At 62.8% G+C, this 18706-nt stretch carries 11 protein-coding genes; 8 read left to right on the forward strand and 3 right to left on the reverse strand.

Going from position 1 to position 18706, the window contains the following annotated elements; all coding sequences use genetic code 11:
• Positions 1-49: 49 nt before the first annotated feature.
• From S6FBBBH3_RS06255 to S6FBBBH3_RS06275, 5 genes are all read left to right on the forward strand, one after another.
• Positions 50-2515 carry a 3'-5' exonuclease gene (locus S6FBBBH3_RS06255; protein WP_120176932.1) on the forward strand — a complete coding sequence of 822 codons (2466 nt, stop codon included), beginning with the start codon at positions 50-52 and terminating at the stop codon, positions 2513-2515.
• 273 nt (positions 2516-2788) lie between these two features.
• Positions 2789-3184, forward strand: a complete 396-nt coding sequence (locus tag S6FBBBH3_RS06260) for a hypothetical protein (RefSeq protein WP_120176933.1) — start codon at positions 2789-2791, stop codon at positions 3182-3184.
• 965 nt (positions 3185-4149) lie between these two features.
• Positions 4150-4839: a hypothetical protein gene (locus S6FBBBH3_RS11240; RefSeq protein WP_232008741.1), complete on the forward strand. Its 690-nt coding sequence runs from the start codon at positions 4150-4152 to the stop codon at positions 4837-4839.
• An 842-nt stretch (positions 4840-5681) separates the two neighbouring features.
• A complete protein-coding gene (locus S6FBBBH3_RS11245; RefSeq protein ID WP_232008856.1) occupies positions 5682-6641 on the forward strand; it encodes an AAA family ATPase in 960 nt (319 codons plus the stop codon).
• A gap of 8 nt (positions 6642-6649) precedes the next feature.
• Positions 6650-7717: a 5-methylcytosine restriction system specificity protein McrC gene (locus S6FBBBH3_RS06275; RefSeq protein WP_120176936.1), complete on the forward strand. Its 1068-nt coding sequence runs from the start codon at positions 6650-6652 to the stop codon at positions 7715-7717.
• An 82-nt stretch (positions 7718-7799) separates the two neighbouring features.
• Here S6FBBBH3_RS06275 and S6FBBBH3_RS06280 read toward each other — a convergent pair whose 3' ends face one another.
• Entirely contained in the window at positions 7800-8948 is a 1149-nt protein-coding gene (locus tag S6FBBBH3_RS06280) for an ATP-binding protein (protein WP_120176937.1), read from the reverse strand.
• 237 nt (positions 8949-9185) lie between these two features.
• On the opposite strand from S6FBBBH3_RS06280, the gene S6FBBBH3_RS10985 reads away from it, so the two are divergent.
• Positions 9186-9449, forward strand: a complete 264-nt coding sequence (locus S6FBBBH3_RS10985; RefSeq protein WP_123957652.1) for a hypothetical protein — start codon at positions 9186-9188, stop codon at positions 9447-9449.
• Positions 9450-9935: 486 nt separating this feature from the next.
• Here the strand turns inward: S6FBBBH3_RS10985 and S6FBBBH3_RS06285 are convergent, their stop codons facing one another.
• The gene (locus S6FBBBH3_RS06285; protein WP_120176938.1) at positions 9936-11222 is read right to left on the reverse strand and encodes a M20 metallopeptidase family protein; all 1287 of its coding nucleotides are present in this window, start codon (positions 11220-11222) and stop codon (positions 9936-9938) included.
• Positions 11223-11421: 199 nt separating this feature from the next.
• Positions 11422-11964, reverse strand: coding sequence for a hypothetical protein (locus S6FBBBH3_RS06290; RefSeq protein ID WP_120176939.1), 543 nt, complete (start codon positions 11962-11964; stop codon positions 11422-11424).
• 298 nt (positions 11965-12262) lie between these two features.
• Here S6FBBBH3_RS06290 and S6FBBBH3_RS06295 point away from each other — a divergent pair, with 298 nt between their 5' ends.
• Both S6FBBBH3_RS06295 and S6FBBBH3_RS06300 read left to right on the forward strand, forming a co-directional pair.
• A complete protein-coding gene (locus tag S6FBBBH3_RS06295; RefSeq protein WP_170143849.1) occupies positions 12263-16498 on the forward strand; it encodes a DEAD/DEAH box helicase in 4236 nt (1411 codons plus the stop codon).
• A gap of 8 nt (positions 16499-16506) precedes the next feature.
• On the forward strand, positions 16507-18507 hold the full coding sequence (locus S6FBBBH3_RS06300) for a hypothetical protein (RefSeq protein ID WP_120176941.1): 2001 nt from the start codon (positions 16507-16509) through the stop codon (positions 18505-18507).
• The last annotated feature ends 199 nt before the right edge of the window (positions 18508-18706 follow it).

Consider the following 18706-nt stretch of genomic DNA (forward strand, 5'->3'; position numbering starts at 1 on the left):
GACCGATTGAAGACCGAACAAACGATTTGAGATTTGAGAGAGACCGCTGATGACGACGAACGACGAAGAAACGAAGACCGCGGAAGAAACGACACCCGAAACCGCAACCGAGAAGGCGAAGGCCGCTCCGAAGCGTACGCGTACGACGAAGGCCAAGACCCCCAAGGCAGGGAAGACGACCAAAAAAGCCAAGGAGGGCGACGCTCCCGCGACGCCCCTCAAGGAGCGTCACCTCGTTTTGAGCCGCGAAGTGCTGACGGCGAGCGCGCGCCTGACGGGGAAGCCCAAGCAGATCTTCTCCCAATTCGTGATGCGCTTTCGGCGCGGGGTGGAGTACCCGCGTCTGACGCTCCCGGGCGCTTCCGTCTACGAGCGGATCGTCCTGAGCCCCGACCTCACCGTCGTTCTCAAGGTCTTTGGCGACCTGGTGGTGCTCCTCTGGGCGGGGGATGAAGCGTCGGCCGCCAACTGGGCGGACTCGCACCGCTGCGAGGTGAATCCCCATACGGGGGACCTCCAGGTCTATTACGCGAATCTTCCGGGGGCGGCCGCCTCGACCGTGGTGCCGGCGCCCGACGCGAGCGTGCCTCGCGTTGCGCCCGAAGCCGTGGAAGAGCCCGTCGAAAAGGTCCAACACACCGATGCCGAGACCGACGGCAAAGCGTCGACGGACGACGGCCGTGCGGGGTCGACGTCGGAAGCGGGCGAATCGAAAGCTTCGAAGGAAACCGTTCCCGCGCCGCTCTTTGCCTCGCTCACCGATGCGGACTTGATGGAGTTGGGTCTTCCCGACGAGCTGCTTGCGGACCTGCGGTCCCTCACGAGCGCGGAGGAGTTCGAGGCCTGCCGCACGCATTTCCCGCAGCCCGTTTTCGAAGCGCTCACGTGGCTTTTGCAGGGCGAAGCGCGCGAGAGCGTACTTGAGGCCTACGGCGAAGCCGCCCGTCGCACCCGCCGCGCGGAATTTGCCCGCACGGCCCCCGACACCCCGACGGGGCTCGACCCCTCGCACTTCCATGTCGTGGCGAGCGACGAGGAACTCCGGGACATTCTCGATCGACCGCTCGAAGAGTGGCGCGTCTTCCTTCACCCCTCGCAGCGCGAAATCGTGGAAAAGGCCTGGTACGGTCCCGTGCGCGTGACGGGCGGGGCGGGTACGGGGAAAACCGTCGTGGCGCTGCACCGTGCGCGCCACCTCGTGCGTCTCCCCGACTGGAAGCCGAAGGACAAGGTGCTCTTTACGACCTTTACGAAAAACCTCGCGCTCGACCTGGCGGTACAGCTCAAAACCCTCTGCTCGAAGATCGAGGCGAACCGCATTCAGGTGGTCAACATCGACGCGTGGCTCGCGACCTTCGTGCGTCAGAACGGGGGCGGGCGCGAGGTCGCGTATCCGGGCGCGCCGGGGTCTCCGTACGAACTCTGCTGGGAAGCGGCCCTCGAACGGCGTCCCGCTTCGATCGATTTGCCCGAAAGCTTCTACCGAAGCGAATGGGAAGAGGTGGTGCTCCCGAACCACTGCATGAGTTCGCGCGACTACTTCCAGGCGCCGCGAGCCGGGCGCGGTCAGGCGCTCTCGCGCGCACAACGTCGCGACATCTGGCCCGTCTTTGAAGAAATGCGCGCGCAGCTTCAGCTGCGCGACCTTATGACCGTCGAAGACGCCTGCGACTTTGCGGAGCGTGTGATTCGCGAAGCGCACCCCTCGGGGCTCTATCGCGCCGTGATCGCCGACGAAATCCAGGACTTCAAGCCCGACATGCTGAAGCTTTTGCGTGCGCTCGCGCTCGACGTCTCGAAGCTCGAAACCCCCATCGAAGGGGATCTCTTCCTCGTGGGCGACCCGCACCAGCGCATCTACGTGAAGCCCGTCGCGTTTTCGAGTTGCGGCATTCAGATTCGCGGTCGATCGAAAAAGCTCCGCGTCAACTACCGTACGACGGACGAAATCCGCAAGACCGCCGAGTCGGTCTACGCGCGCGGTGCGGTCGACGACATGGAAGGCGGTACGGCCGAGAAGACGGGCTACGCGTCGCTTCGTCACGGGGCGGCGCCGGAAGTCTTTGCGGCGGATTCGTTCGATGCGGAGTGCGATTGGATCGCCGATCGGGCGAAGGCGCTCGCTCACGACCCGAAGGCGCCCTTGGACTACTCCGAAATGTGCGTCGTTCTTCGTACCCGTAGCGACGTCGCTCGCTACGAAGAGGCCCTTCGGAATCGAGGGATTCAGGTGTGCTCGCTCAAGGCCGAAAGCGCGGACGACCCCGAGCTTCCCGGTCTTCGCACGGCCACGATGCACCGCGTCAAAGGCCTCGAATTCAAGGCGGTCTTCGTTGCGGGCATGAACGAGGGCGTCTTCCCGCTTCCTGCTCCGAAGGGCGCGGACGCACCCGCTCGCCGTCACCACGAGCGACTCGAAAAGGCGCTCTTTTACGTGTCGGCGTCGCGCGCGAGCCAGCGACTCTTCTTCAGCGCTTCGGGGAAGCCGAGTCGGTTCCTGCCGAAAGCGAAGTAAGACGTGATACGACAATCGGGCGGATGAGGTTCCGCCCGATTGCCTATCCGCTCCCGAACGGGAGGGGATTCGGCATTCCGGGGGTCCCGAGAACGTGGCGAGGCGCGACGCAAACGGGAAGGGCGGACCGCCCGACTTGCGACCCGCAGAGGGCCGCGAGGTCCTCCCGGCGATCGTGGTAGGTTGAATTTTGTCGGTGGACGGATCTCCGAGCGTGACGCCCCGAAGGGCCCGAGCCGACGAAATCTGCGAAGAGCAACCTGGAGAAGCCCGATGACAGAACTTGACGACCCGGATGACGAAGATCCGTACGACGAGGAAGACAATCGCACGCTCGACGAGCGCATGCTGGACGCCTATGGCAGTCGGTCGGAGTGGGAGGCCGATGCGGCGGGCGAAACGGACTGGTATGCCGACCCCTACCGCAAGTTCCTTGAAAACGGCTGCCGTGGCATCTTGACCTACGAGGAAGCCGTCGAGGCACACAAATGGAGTACGGGGATCGATCCCGACTACGTGACGAGCTGGCTGGAAATCGACTGGGTTAAGCGCCAAAGAGAACAAATTGTGGAGTGCGAGGATTTTATTCGAGCCGTGTTCGGCCTGAGCTTGGACGAGTACTGTGCTCTGTACTTACCTTACGAGCCGATGATTCGTCTTGCTTATTAAGGCTTGAAAACACTGACGGTAACGGCAAAACGCAGCTTCCGAGAAGCCGAGCCGGTTTCTGCCGAAGGTGAAAGAACTTCAAACCTCACGAGGGCGGAAATTTCCACCCTCAGCCTTTCCCGGCGTCCGCGTCCTTGCGGTCCCATGACGCGCTCCCGATCGGGGGGAATATCGGGTAGGGAGCCGAACGGTCAGGTCCGCTCCAGGAGCGGAGGAGGGCGGGCCTCAGCAGTCCCGGACTCCGAGCGCACTCGTTGTGCTATGCTTTCCCTGCTTTCGACGACGCATTGGGCGACACGAGGTCGTCGCAAAGCAAGGATGTCGAAACGGCTGAACACCGTCTGCCTCCTTGGTTTCCTTTGACTTGTATCAAAGGAAAATGTCATCTCCGAAACTGAACTCACGCATCCGAATACGTGCCTGCTTCGGCTACGGAGACAGCCGTTCCCGGGAAACCTGCTATTCCAATTGAGCCCTGATTTCGAAGGGATTGAGACTCAAGGATCCGAAGAACGTTGTTGTCGGCTTCGTATTCCAATTGAGCCCTGATTTCGAAGGGATTGAGACGTATTGGGGGCGTAGGTCACCTCCATACCGTCATTCCAATTGAGCCCTGATGTCGAAGGGAATTTCGCGCCGACAAGCGAATCCGAGCCGTTGATGTGGCGCAATGCACGGACGGGCCTCGGTGCGGCGGATTGTTGCGGGAGCGCACTCCGACGCAACACGTCGGGGACGGCGTCCGGAGGTCGACCGTTTGTGTCGGCCCCGCGTATTGCAGTCAATTTTTCGGCGTTACGACGCGTACCGTCCATTCGTCAGGGGGCCATGCGCGCGTGCGCATCGGGGCCCGCTTCCGCCCGTTCTCCTTCGGCGCGATGGCGGCCTTCCGCTTGAGGCAAAATGTCCCCACGAGGCCGACTGCGCCTCAAGCCCTGCAACCGCGCTTTCTCCAAAAACTCTGCATGACCGACGAAGCCCTCTACCGCCATCGACTCTGGGACGAATTTTTGCAGGCCTGGCCGCGCGAGCGCCTGGCGTCGATGACGCTCTCCGACTACATCCGGTGCAGAAGCCAAGAGAGCTTCACGTATTGGCTTGAGTTCAAGCTCGCCGACCTCGGGAGCATCAAGGGTGGCACCGCGATCAAGTTCGGCATTTTCGAGCGTAAGGATCCCGCATCTCCCTCGGAACGTTACGAGTGGAAGGAGGACCTCGGAGAGACGCCCGAGGAGGCCTACGCTCGTATTCATGCGCGCATCCTTGCGACCGTCAGGGCGGCCGAGCTCGGGGATATCGATGCCGTCGAGGCGGTGGAGCTGTCGTCGCTTCTCAAATGGAAGGTCGCGTTTCTCTACCAGGACCGCGAAAACCCGGTGTTCCCGTGCATCTACGGCGACAACTACCTGCGCGGCGTCACGGGCCTCACCCGCAAGGCGACGCACGCGGAGGCCGTGAAGAAGCTCATGGCCGCCTACGACGGGAAGGAAGACATCTTCGACTTTTGTCGTCGTCTTTGGAAGGACTACGACCGCTGGCGCCAGATTGCCCCTACGGCGACTTCGACCCGGGGCTCTCCGAGCGCGACTGGGCGGCTCTTCTTGCCGATCCGAAAATCGCGACGCCGAACGTTCGCACGCTCCTCGTGCGCTTGAGGGCGTTCGGCGGCACCGCTACGTGCACGCAGCTCGCGAAGGCCTACGGGGAAGAACCGAATTTCTACAACACGGCGGGCCAAGAGCTCGGCCGTCACGTGCGCGAAGCTCGCCGCATCCCCGAGCTTTCGGGCGTGGACGGTCCGAAGTACTGGGCCGTGCCTTTCCTCGGACGCGATGTCGATCCGAAGACCGACGGCAACGTGCCGGGGGGCTTCTTTTGGCGCCTGCGCCCCGAACTCGCGGCCGCGCTCGACGCGACCGATTGGGCGGCCGATGCCGGCGATCCAGTTCGCTTGGACGAGCCGTCTCCCGAGAATTCGAACGTTGAACTTCCCGCCTGGCTTTCTGCGCCTCGCGCTGACGGTCGCTACTGGCTGCTCAGCGCCAACACCAAGGAGTGGAATTACGAAGATTACAAAATCGGCGAAGAATTTCAGCTGTCGCTCACCAAGTTGAACGGGGATCCGCGTAGCGGGCAGAAGCATTACCGTAGCGCTCGCCCCGGCGACGTCGTGCTCTGCCGCAAAAAGCGCGCTGGAGGCTTGACTGCGGTTGCAGTCGTGTCAAGAGCGCAGGACGGGAAAGCCATCCATTTCAAACTGCTGAAGATACTCGAATGCCCGATCGAACATCAAAAACTTAAGGAGATTGCGGTCAAGTCATTGAAGGGTATGGAGGCACAAGGCACCTTCCTTCCCATCACGCCCGACGAGTACGCTGCCATCGTACGCCTGATCGCGCCGAATGAGGCCAACGATCCCGTCCTCCCCGCGCCCGCCACCGCCCCGTGCGCTCCGTGCATCCCTTACGGCGAAGCAGACTTCCTGCACGAGGTTTGGATGTCGGAGGACGATCTTCGGAAGCTGAAGGGGCTGCTTCTTCACAAGAAGAACGTCATTCTTCAAGGCCCGCCCGGGGTCGGCAAGACCTACGCCGCGAAGCGACTCGCGTGGGCGCTCGCGGGCGAAAAGGACGACACGCGAATCCGCTGCGTTCAATTCCATCAGAGCTACTCGTACGAAGACTTCGTATGGGGCTTCAAGCCCGACGGAGAAGGGTTCGTCGGACGAGACGGCGTTTTTGCGGAATTCTGTCGTCGTGCGGCGGCGGATCCCGGGAAGCCGTATTTCTTCATCATCGACGAGATCAACCGCGGCAACCTGAGCAAGATTCTCGGCGAAGCGTTGATGCTGATCGAGGCCGATCACCGCGGCGAAGCCCTGCAGCTCGCTTCCGGGGGCGAAGCCTTCACGGTCCCGGAGAACCTCTACATCATCGGGATGATGAATACGGCGGACCGGTCGATTGCGATCATCGACTACGCTCTGCGGCGTCGTTTCGGGTTCTTCACGGTTCGACCGGCGTTCAAATCCGACGGTTTCCGGCAGTACGCCGACCGCGTGAAGCAAGCGATTGCGCTCGCCGAAGCAGCTGAAGCTCCTGAAGCTTCTCAAAAGGCGCAAGCCGAGGAGGGCGGTCTCGAAACCTCTGCCCGTTCCGAACGCTGCGAGCGCTTCAAGCGCCTCGTCGGGGCGATCGTGAGTCTCAACGACGAGATCCGCAATGACCCCACGCTCGGGAAGGGTTTTGAGGTCGGGCACAGCTTCTTGGCGGGCGCGCCCTTGAAGACGTCCGACTCCGAGTACGTCGCGATCGACCTCGAAGCGTTCGATACCTGGTTTGCGAACCTCATCGACTACGAGCTTCTGCCGCTTCTCGAAGAGTACTGGTACGACGATGAAGCGAAGCTCGCTCACTGGACCGACCGCCTGACGGCTCTTGTCGGTTCTCCTTGGTGACAAAGCCGATGATCGCTTCAAACGGCATCGTCATCCGGAACATCTACCACATGCTCGCCTACGCCTATCGGGCGCTGCGGCATCGTGGAAGAGAGCGGGTGGAGTGTGAACCCTTCGAGCACGCGGAGGATCTCCTCGCGCAGATCCTGGAGCTCGGCCTCGCGGGCCTCGTGAAGCGGGGCCTCCACCGCGACTACCGCCCGTTCGACGAGGACCTTCGGACCGTGCGCGGTACGATTCGGCTTGCTGACTCGATGCGTCACCGCATGCACAAACGCCGCCTGATTGCCTGTACCTACGACCAGCTCACGCCCGACAACACGCTGAACCGCATCCTCAAGTCGACGGCCGAAAAGCTCGCTTGGAATCTCGTAGTTCGCAAGGACCTGAGGGCGAATCTCAAAAAGACGCTTGCCGCCTTCGATGGCGTGGCGTCGATCGATCTTTCAACCGTTCGGTGGTCGCAGTTGCAGATCGGGGGACAAACCGAGACGTACGGGTTGCTTCTCAACGTCTGTCGGCTCGTCGCGGAGCGAGCGTTGCTCACCGAAGAGGAGGGCGTGCGCAAGCTCGACGCCTGGATCCAAGACGAGAATAATTCGGCACTTTTCGAGCGCTTCCTGCGCGGCTACTTCGCCGTGCAACACCCCGATCTGCGCCCCTCCGGCAGGGCGATCCGTTGGGATACGTCGTCGGGCGCCCCGACGAGCGCGATCATCCCCGGCATGTTTGCGGACCTTGTCCTGACGGGTCCGGAGAGGGTGCTCGTCGTGGACGCCAAGTTCTACAAGCGCGTGCTTTCCGATTCGCGCTTCGAAAAGCAGAAGATCCGATCGGACCATCTCTACCAGATCAACGCCTACGTCACCAACATCGCGGCCGCCTATCCGGGAAAGGAAACGGCGGGGATGCTCATCTACGCGAAGACGGAGAATGAAAGCGTGCCCGACACGGCGTTTCGTTCCGCCGGGCACGAGCTCTCGGTGGTGACGCTCGATCTGACGGGCGACTTTGCGTCGATCGCCGCGCGACTCGATGCCATAGCCGAGAGCGTGAGGAGAAGCCGTAGCGTGTGACCGCGGCCGGTAGGAAGAGAAAGGAAGAGGGAGGACCCGAGCGAAAGAGGAGGGCGGTCGAAGCTCTCCTCTCGCATCTACATCAGCCCTCGACGTCGTCCGTGTAGGTTTCGGGCGTAAAGACGCGGATCGGGATCTCGGGATAGGCCGTGAGGGCCGTCGGGTGTTCCTCCGCCTTCTCTCGGGTGAGGCGGCACGCGAACGCCACGGCATCCTCGCCCTCAAGCTCGATGAAGTCCGACTCGCGCGGGTCGGACCACTGCGGACGGATCAAGAAGAGCTTCTTCGCATCGCGGAGCGTGTTGTGAAGCTTCACGCGTTCCATCACGACGAAATTCTCCCAGAGGCCCGCGGCGTTGGCGCGCTCCGCGAAGGGCGAAAAATCGCGGATCAGGGCGTTTCGAATCCCGAGGTCCGTGAAGTAAATCTTCTTACGATCGATGGGCGGACGGCGCAGTCCCTGAGAATAGGTCGGAACGATCTTGATGACGTAGACGAGCTCCAGGAGCTGAAGGTAGCGTCGAACGGTTTCAAGGCACAGGCCCGACTCGCGGCTCAATTCCCCGTCGTCGACCTCGGTACCGATCCTGCGAGCAAGGAGATCGAGGAGGGACTTGAGGCCTTTTCGGTTGCGAATCACCAGAAGGTTGTAGAGATCCCTGAACATCCGGTAGTCGACGTAGTCGACGAGGAAGTCGGCGGCGTGCTCGAAATCTTCGACGACGGGAGGAAGCGACCCGTAGACGAGAAGGTTCGAAAGATTCGCTTGGACGAAATCCTTCGAGCGGTTGCGCGCAAGTTCGGCGGTCGAGAAGGGCCACAGCTGCTGCTCGACAATGAGCTTTTCAGCCGGAGTCCGAACCCCCTTGGCAAGCGCCAGAGACGTGGAAGCGGTGACGAAGATGCGCGAAGGCTTTTCGAGCGTTTCATTGACGTTCACGAGGTGGCTGAGCGTAAGGCGGATGTCGGGTGCCAAATGCGCGTCCTCGATGACGATGATCGGGGCCTGAAGCAGAAACGCCTCGACCGCCTCGCGGTTCTCGAACCAGAGCCGATCGAGGTCGGCGGGAGTAGTGCACGCGTAGAAGACGCACGGTTCGTCGAGTTTCTTGAGGATGTGGCGCACGAGCGACTCCTTCCCGCTGGCGCGCAGGCCCACCAGCACGACGGCCGCAGGCGGCGCGACGGCGGTGATCGCAGGTTCGAGGTCTCGCTCAAGAAAATTCGACATGTCACAGTCTCCGTCAGGGTTTCGGCCGAAATTATAGAGGGTGAGCGGCTTCTTCAATGCAAACAGACCTTGTTGACGAGTTGGCGGCGGGCAGGCCTAGGGCCACCGTCTTCGAAGCGTCGCCCGGAAGGCCCGTCGTCGGGCGAAAGCCCGAGAAGTCGCTCGCGCACGTCGGGACCATCGAGTCGGAGAGCCGTACGTGACGCAGCGTGGCGCGAGCACCACAATCGGGACCGCATGGATGACCGCATCCCGCAGCGCCCGCAACACGCATCGCCGGTTGCAACCGAAGAACCGCACCGCGAACCGCCCGAGGAACCCGCAAAGCCCGTGATTCGAAGCATCCATGAGATTGCCGCCCGACGTGCGGAGCAAGCCACACGCGGGTCGTCGGGACTCCTTAAGCCCGTTCGCGGCGGCGAACGCGCTACCCTCAGGGACTACACGGCGCCGCCCGTCCATATCATCTACACGCCTTCGGGCGGGAAGCCCGATCGGTGAGACGTTCGCCAAGGATCGACGCGACGGGCAGGGCGGTCGCATCGGCTGCGGCTCGGGAGCTTCAAGGCGCCGAGCCGCAACGAACGGTCGAAAACGCCGTTGAACGTCGACGGCAAGCGTGGTTGGCGACTCAACGAATCCAAACGGCGAACCGAGCCGAAAACCATCTGAAAATTGCTCCGAAACTCAAAATTCAACATAACGACTATTATGTTGAGTAATTTTTAAAGGTTTTTTCGAAATTTCCGCTCGAATCCGTTCGACTACAAATCGTCCGTCGAACCTTCTGCGCGCCGCGTCGAGCCGCCCGGATCTGCTCGTCCGTGACTGTCCGCCCCGCCGCGCTCGTTCGCTTTCGTCCCGGGCGTTCCTTCGTTTGCAAACACTTCGGGCCCCGCAGACTTCGGAGTTTCTCTCCATGCCCGTGAGGCCCGAATTCGGTTCGGTCGATCGCCGTTCCCGTCAGCCGGTCGGCTCAACGAAGTCTCAGGCCTTCGTCACGACCGGACGCATCACCGACGCGATGTGCGCGCGAACGCCCGCAGCCATGGCGGACTCGTCCGGGTTGAACATGTCCGAATGGTTGTTCGGAGCGTTCACGACGCCTTCGGGGTCGGTCCCAAGGAACATGTAGACCGAAGGCACCTTCTGCGCGTAGTAGGAAAAGTCTTCGCTCGCGCCGACGCCCTTCTCGATTTCGACGGCATCAACCCCGAAGCGGCGAAGCACCTGAATGCTTTCGCGCGCGAGTTCGGCGTTGTTGACCGTGACGGGATAGCTGTCGGCGATGCGCACCGAGGCCTTCGCGCCCGAAGCGAGAGCCGTGCCTTCCACGACCTGCGGGAGGCGTTCGAGCATGCGTTCGCGAATCGCCATGTTGTTCGTGCGCATGGTCCCGAGCATGGACGCCCTACCCGCCATCACGTTCGCGGTTTCGCCCGCAACGAGCTTCCCGATGGTGATGACGCCCATGCCGCGCGTGAGATCGATGTTGCGCGCGACGAGCTGCTGAAGCGCAATCACGGTTTCCGCCGCAACGAGCGTCGCGTCCACACCCGTCCAGGGCATCGCACCGTGCGCCTGCACGCCTTCGATCTCGATTTCGAAGGTGTCGATCGAATTGAGGGCCGTGCCCGGAACAATCTGCATCGTCCCCGTAGGAACGCGGGCCATCACGTGGATCCCGAACATTTGCTCGATCCCGTACTGTTCGATCAAGCCGCCTTCAACGAGCGCACGACCGCCCGAAAGCTTCCGGGTTTCGCGCTCGAAGGGGTTTTCGATCGAGTCGCCCTCTTCCGCGGGCTGAAAGACGAAGACCACCGTGCGGGGAACGTCGTCCTTATGGGCGGCGAGGATTCGGGCAGCCGACAAGAGCATCGCAATGTGCATGTCGTGCCCGCACATGTGGGAAACGTCCGTTTCACGACCCCACATCGTGCCGCGCGCGCAGCTCGCAAAGGCAAGCCCCGTGTTTTCCTTCACGGGAAGTGCGTCGATGTCGGCACGAAGGCCGACGGCGTGGCCCTTGCCGGGATTCAAAACGCCGATCACGGCCGTGTGTGCCTCGCCGAACCCCGTCACGACCTCGTCGACGCCGTATTTGCGAAGCTCCGCGGCGATGTAGTCGCGGGTCTTCGTTTCCTGGTTGCCGAGTTCGGGGTTGGCGTGAAAGTGACGGCGAAGCGCGATGGTGTTCGCAAGTTCGTCGGCGACGGCCGCTTCAAGCCATTCGGGAGCGGTCGGGAGTGCATCCTGATGAATTTCGGACATGGGACCCTCGTATGGAAAAAATGTTGTCAGGCACGGGGCCGCAGGAGGCTGGGAATGAATCCCGAGAAAGCCGCGGTCACGCAGTGTGGTGTCAGATGTGTCTTGACGGATGTTTTCGGGCGTTCCGGAGAACGGGGGAAAAGGAACGCCCTCTTCTTTGATGCCTTTGACGCCTTTGATGTTTTGACGACGCTCGGTCTCAGAGCTTCCGAGCCTCGTAACTCTCCTCCGCCCACACGGGCGTGACGACGCGGATGTTGCGCGCGTCGAGTTCCGCCTTGAGTCCGCGGTAGGCGGCCCCGGAAGCGACGTTCCCTTCGAGGAGCTTCTTTTCGGTGGAGGACGAAAGAACGAGCGTCGGGCACTTCAACTTCCCCGTATTGGGAACGGGCACCGTGAAGTCCGCGTGTGCGATCTCGGCGTAGTCGATGCGGCGCGTGCGGCCTTTGTTGTCGGTGACGAGAACGGCATCCTTTTCAAAGCGCGCTTCCCGGTCCCAGGTGCCCGCGAAGCGCTTCAAGACTTCGGAGACGCCCATTGCGGTCACGCACCCGTAGGCAACGAGCGGAAAGGCGATAGTTTCCATCGTGGCGGGCACGCCGTCCGCAAAAAGCGTGAGAAGAAGTCCGGCGCCGACGACGGCACCCGCGGCGCCGAGCGCGGTATGGGGTTCGTGAGCGACGATGCGCCAGCGGGGCGCTTCGGTGGCGGACCATTCGTCCGCAATCGGTTTCCAGAGCATGAGGGTTGAGCGCTTAAAAAAGAATCGAAATCAACGAGGGGCCGGCAGCAGACGTGTCGAAGGTCGACCTCGCTCGCTTTCGGCTCCCCCAAGGATCGGGCGTCTCCACGCATTGTAGCGTTCGCCGCGCGCGCCGCTTTTCGCGCGCTTTGCGCTCCCGAGCGGTTTTTCGCGCCTTTTTTCGGCATTTTTTGTCTGTCTACGGGCCGAAACAGGTCGTTTTTTCGCAATAGGGTTCGGTTCCGTCCGACGGCATAGTATGATGGTGCGTTTGCAAACTCATTTCCCGAAATCCCCCATGACCCAGCACACCGACGGTAATGCGTACTGGAGCGCGGCGTGGCTCGCCGCTTTCGAACGGCTCACCGACGAAAAGTCGTTGAAGCGCGCGGCGAATCAGGTGAAAAAGCCCGGCTACCGCGCGGAACTCACCGACGAAGGGATTCGCTTCAGCGTTTCGAAGCCTCGCGGCCACTGCTTCGACGGGTGGGTCTGCTCGCAAATCGATACCTCCGACAAGACCTGGAAGTGGTTCTTGGAGGATCTGGCGGCTCGTTCCGATCTCGTCGCCTCGATTCTGTGCGGGGAGCTCCCCGCCGAGGTGGACGAACTCCTCGAGCAGTACGACATCTCGCTCGTTCCGAGCTCCCCCGACGATTTTTCCTTCGGGTGCGACTGTCCGACGGGTTACCGGGAACCGTGCGCGCATTCGCTTACGGCCGTTCAGTGGATGGCGGAGCGCATCGCGCGCGATCCTTTCGCGCTGTTCGAATGGAACGGGATCGATCTCATTGCCGAACTGCGCGAGCGCGGGGTCGAGCCTCGGGAGCTCGCCAACTTGCGCATCCCCCGTTTTTCGGACCACATCACCGCGGCCGAAGCGCTCGTTCCCGAGGCGACCCCCGAGGTGCGCGCGGGTCGCACGCCCGAAGAGATTTTGCGCTCGATTCCGTATGCCCTGCTCGGTGAATCCGAGACGTATCCGGAAGCCTACCTCACGCGGCAACTCACCCGCACGGTGACGTTCGGCGACTGGATGAAGCGCTGCCGCACGAAGAGCACGAAATGGTGGAAGGACCACCGGCTTTTCATGACGGGTCGCATCGCCGTCCCCGACGAACTTCCGCCGAACCCCGACGGAACGCCTGCGAGCGAATCGGCCGTCGCGAGCGTCAAAGCCTACTTCAAACGCGTTCGCGACGAGAGCCGCACCTACGAGTACGACTTCTTCAAGCGCTTCCCCGACGGTCCCGAGGTGCAACCCGGCAAGGGCGCCTACGAGATGTCGGAAGGCGAAGCCCTTGAGGAGATGCTTCTCGCGAAGCGTAGGGATGCCGATATTCCCGATTACATGACGGATGTGGCGGGCGGCGTCAAAGAAGCGGAACCCGAGGAAATGCCCTTGGACCTGCACGCCCCCGCCGCACAGATTCTCGCGATGCGTCTCGGTCGGTGGCGACCGGGCGTGCGCGGGTTGAAGTTGGGGATCGAACTTTCGGCCGAAGGTACGGGGCTACGCGTCGCGGTGCGTGACGTCGACACCGGGAACGCCGCGACCGAGTCGCAGGCGTCGGGCGACGTCATGCTTACGTCCGACTACGAGTCGAAGCAAACGAAGCTGCGCGAAGCCCAACACGAGAAGCAGGAGCATCTTCTCTCCGCCCGTGAGATCGAGGCGCTCCGCAACCCCGTGTCGTTCGACCGGTACCTGGGGGCGCTCCTCCTTTTCACGGACCTCGAAGCCCACGAGCTCGACCCCGTTCACGAAGCGTGGCGTCAGATTGCGGTTGCGGCGGCGAACCTCGTGACGTCGGGCCTCACCATTCCGAAGCCCTTCCTTCCCGATTCCCTCGACTGGGCGATGACGCGCGTTTTGATGTTCCCGATCGTGAACGATCCGGAGGTCGCCCGCGTCGTGACGCTCTTGTCGGCCGCCGTCGAACCCGTTGCCGAAAAGATTTTGGAACCCTTCAACGGGTTCCGTCGGTTCCTGCCGCGCGCTTTGCAGCAGTTGCCCGCCTCGCGCCTTGACGCGCGCTTCGAATTCGCGCGTCGTACGACGATTGCGGCCCTGGCGTTTGCGTCTACCGCGTTCCTGCGCTTTACGAATACGGAAAGCCTCTCCTCGCGCGCGGGCCTCATGGAGCGCCTCGCCCTGGGGCACGACGTCTCGCGTTTGGACGGGATGCTCTCGCCCGATTGCGCCCGGTTCGTCTTCCGCGGGTTCCTCCCGATGATTGCGGCGGACCTCTTCGACTTCCGCCCGGTCGTGATGCTCACCGCCGTAAATACCGCGGCGGGCTTCGGGCTTACCTTCGGGATCGCGCCCAAAAACGGGAACGCCTCGTTCGGTTCGGGCGGAGGATCGCCCTCTTTGCCTGCGGGCCGCAATTCCGTGGAACCCGTGCCGCTTTCGGAACTTGTCTCGGACGAACGCTGGTTGAAGTACAAGTACCCGGCCCTTCAGGCCCTTGAAATCGTGCGGCGCCTCTGCCCGCAGTTGGACGACCTCGCACGGCACCCCGAGGAGCCGAAGTTGCTCACGACCGAAGAAACCGCGGACTTCCTCTTCAAGACCGCGGCCCTTCTGCGCCACTTCGGCGTTCGCACGGCGATGCCGGCGGAACTCCGCAGTATGGTGAAACCGCGCCTTGTCGCACGGATCGGCGCGGCCAAGATGCCCGCCAACGTGAAGAGCTACCTCACGCAGGACGTTCTCTACGACTTCGACTGGCGCGTCGCGATCGGGAATCAAACGATCGACGCCGACGAATTCGTCGCGCTCGCAAAGCACAAGGGGAAGATCGTTCCCTTGAACGGGTCCTTTGTCTATCTCGACCCCGCGATGGTCGACGAGCTCCTCACGTCCCTCAAAAAGGCGAAAAAGCCCGACTACTTCGAAAAGTTCCGTGCGGTCCTGATGGGCTCCCTCGACGGGGCCGAGGTCGATGTTTCCGATGTGGTCGAGCGCATCAAGAGCGGGATGCTCGACGCGCGCGACCGTTCGGTCCCGTCGACCGTTCGTGCGACGCTGCGTCCCTATCAGGTGCGCGGGTTCTCGTGGCTCATGAAGAACATCGACCTCGGCATGGGCTCGCTCATCGCCGACGACATGGGTCTCGGGAAAACCCTGCAGGTGATTACGGCCTTGGCCGCCCTCAAGCAGGAAGGTCGCTTGAACGGCCCCGAAGGCGCTCAGGCGCTTGTGGTCGCCCCGATGTCGCTTCTCACGAACTGGTCGCGCGAAGTCGAGCGCTTTGCGCCGGAATTGACGACCGGGCTCTACCACGGCGTCGCGCGCGAACTCGTGCGCTCGGGCGAAAACGCGCCCGACATCATTCTCACGACCTACGGGACCCTTCGAAGCGAAGTCGAACTCCTTTCGAAGGATCCCTTCCGCGTGCTTGTCATCGACGAAGCGCAGGCGGTTAAGAACTACGCCTCGCAGCAGGCGCGCGCCGTGCGTGCGATCCGTGCGGACCACGTGATCGCGATGACGGGCACGCCCGTGGAAAACCGGCTCCTCGAATACTGGTCGATCTTCGAAATCGTGCAGCCGAAACTTTTGGGCTCGGCCGCCGACTTCCAGCGCCGGATTGCGAAGCCCGTCGAGATCGATCACGATCCGGAAGTCTTGGAGCGCTTCAAAAAGCTCACGAGCCCCTTCATGATCCGACGCTCGAAGGAAGACAAGAACGTCATTTCGGACCTTCCGGAGCGCACGACCATCGACACCTTCACGACGCTCACGAAGCGCCAGGCGGAGCTCTACAAGAACGCGGTCGACGCGTCCTTCGAGCGTCTCAACGAACTCCGGGATACGGCGATCGGGAAGAAGCTCGAGAAAGGCATGGCGATCAACTCGGGCGACCTGCGGATGAAGCGTCGCGGCGAGGTGCTGCGTCTGATCGGCGAACTCAAAGCGATCTGCAATTCGCCCTCTCAGCACGACTGGATAGAGGGCGAGGACGGCTTTCACGCCGACGCGCCCGATGCGCCCGACTCGGGGAAGGCGGAAACGCTCATCGAACTCTTGGGTCGTTTGCACGATGCGGAACGAAAGGTAATCGTCTTCACGCAGTTCCGCCGCATGGGCGAGCTTCTTCAGCATTGGATCGAGCGGGAAACGGGGATGCGTCCCGACTTCCTCCACGGGGGCGTCTCGCGCGCGGGCCGTCAGGCGATGGTCGACCGGTTCCAGACGGACCGCTCCGCGCGCGTCATCATCGTCTCCTTGAAGGCGGGCGGCACGGGGTTGAATCTCACTGCGGCCTCGGCCGTCATCCACTACGACCTCTGGTGGAATCCGGCCGTCGAGCAGCAGGCGACCGACCGCGCCTACCGCATCGGGCAGCGTCGCGACGTGCTCGTCTATCGCTTCGTCACGGCGGGGACGTTTGAAGAAAAGATCAACCGCATGCTCGTTGAAAAGCGCGAGCTCGCCGACCTCGCGGTCTCCGCGGGCGAAACCTGGATCGGAGACCTTCCCGAAGAGAGCCTGCGCGACTTCCTCAGCCTTTCGGAAACCTTCTGAGTACGACCATGTTCATCGATTCTCCCCTTGCCCGAACCGACGCCCTCGGACGACGCGAACTTCCCGAAGGCGCCCGTTTCCCCGAGCCCGTTGCGGCCCCTCGCACGCGTGCCGCGGCGCGGCGCCTTGCGTCCATGGTCTTTCGCGGTCACAACCTCGGGATTCTTTCCGCCATGGTGCAGGGTAAGTTCGACCGCCGCGTGGCGGTCGTCAATATGGCCGCCAGCGACGAGGACCGCCGGGACCGTGCGGTTTTCGAGACGCCCGAAGGCGAGCTCGTCGGTCCCTGGATGTCCGTGTACGAGTTCGAGCATCAGTTCTCGAAAGCCGGGAGCCCGGCCGAACTCGCCGCGGCGCGCCCGAATTTCGGCTACGCCTTCACGTCCGAATTCACGCTCTGCGAGTGGCGTGCGTTGACCGACAACGAGGAACTCAACCTGCGGCTCTTTTCTCTGGGGCTCGTCGCCTTCGGCAAGTCCGACACGGCCGCCCGATTCGTGACGGGGTCGAGCCGCTTTTCGTACTTCTTCGAACTCCGTCCGCTCGGTCGCTCGAAGAAGCTCTCCGAAAACCCGATTCCCTTCGGAACGCGCCTCTACGTCGACGGAATTCCCGTCGCGGAGTGGCGCCGCGTGCCCCAAAACGCCTTCATCGTTTCCGGTATCACCGCTGCCGGCGAAGGCATCTATTGGACGGACGGCCACGCGATTCACGGTTTCACGGAGCGCGCCCTGCCGACCCCTCCGGTGTCGCTTTTCGACTACTTCCGTCGGGAGCTCGCGCCCTACTTCAACGAGGTGCTTTTCAGGAATGCCGAGGGCGAAGCGCTGAAGCTTGAGCCACCGTTGATTTCGGTCGACGAGCGCGAAGCTTTCTGGGCGGAAGCGTTCGAGCGCGACGAGCTGGCTCAGGACGGCGGGAGCCCCACCCTTCGCAACATCGCTGAAACGGCGGCGGCCGTTCTGCCCTCGCTCGCGAGTCGCGAATTCTGGAAGTTCCTCCCGCCCCGTCGACAGGACTACGAGGCCCTGCCCGAATTGATCCCCGAGATGCACCGCCGCGAACGCGCGGAAGTCTACGGGCGCGACAAGGCGGGGGTCGGGGCGGATCTTTTCGCGGACGTGACGGCGCTCGCTCCGAAGAAAGAGGAGCCCAAGGAAGAACTCGTGAAGAAGGAGCCCCTCTTGGGGAGCGATCGACAGGACTATTGGTCCTTCCGCGGCACGACGCCTTCGACGACTCCGACGGCTCCCGCGGTTTCTCCGGCCGCTCCGGCTCCGCGCAAGCGAGGTCGTCCGAGGAAGAATCCCCTTCCCGAAACGGCCGTCGCACCCGCACCTGCGCCCGCTACGGAGGAGCCTCCGAAGCGTCGTCGCGGACGTCCGTCGCGCGCGGAAATGATGAGTCGGATGTCCGAGGGGCATCAACCGAATCGCTTTGCCGACCGGGGCGACGGTCCCCTCGGCTCGACCCGGGTCGAAAAACCTTCGTCGATTACACCCGAAACCCTGAAGGCGACGGGCGCATCGCCCTGCGCCGATCCTTCGGATCTGTCGGTTGCAAGCGCCCCCACGTGGATGGCCCCTCCGGGGACGGAACTTCCGTCCGTTCGGAAGCCCGATCCCAAGGTCGAGCCGAAGTTCGAACTCCAGGTTGAAGCCAAGCCCGTCGTGCGACACTCCGCCTACTCGACCGACTCCGAATTCGGCGACGCCGAGTACGACGTTCCCGAGGTGGTGCGAAACGCCATGAGCGCCGAGGCGCAGCCTCCGGGCTGGCTCGGGCCCGCTCCCAAGGACACTTTCCGCTCGCGCCGTACGGTGACGACCGTTGAGGGGAACGTCTCGATGACGACTTTCGCGGGCGTGAAGCCCCGCAAGAAGCTGACGAGCACGTTGAGCGAAGCGGCGGCTATGGCGCCTAAGACGCCTGCTCGCGCGACGACTGCGAAGACGACGCGGACGCGCACGACGACAACTGCGAAAGCGACGAAGAAGAAAACGTCGTGACGGCCTCCCCGACCGACGGGTTCGAAACCGTCGGTCGGATCACTTTCGGGAGACATTTCCCTTCGAGAACGGACGCTGCGGCGTCCGTTTTCGTTTTCGAGGAGAAAGCGCCCTCCTCCCCTTGAAAATCCGAGGTTCGTCCCCACATACCCTGTAACGAACGGGATCCGCCCGGGGCGCCGTGCCTCGCATTGCAACG

The organism is Sutterella megalosphaeroides (assembly GCF_003609995.1).
Lineage (GTDB): Bacteria > Pseudomonadota > Gammaproteobacteria > Burkholderiales > Burkholderiaceae_F > Sutterella > Sutterella megalosphaeroides.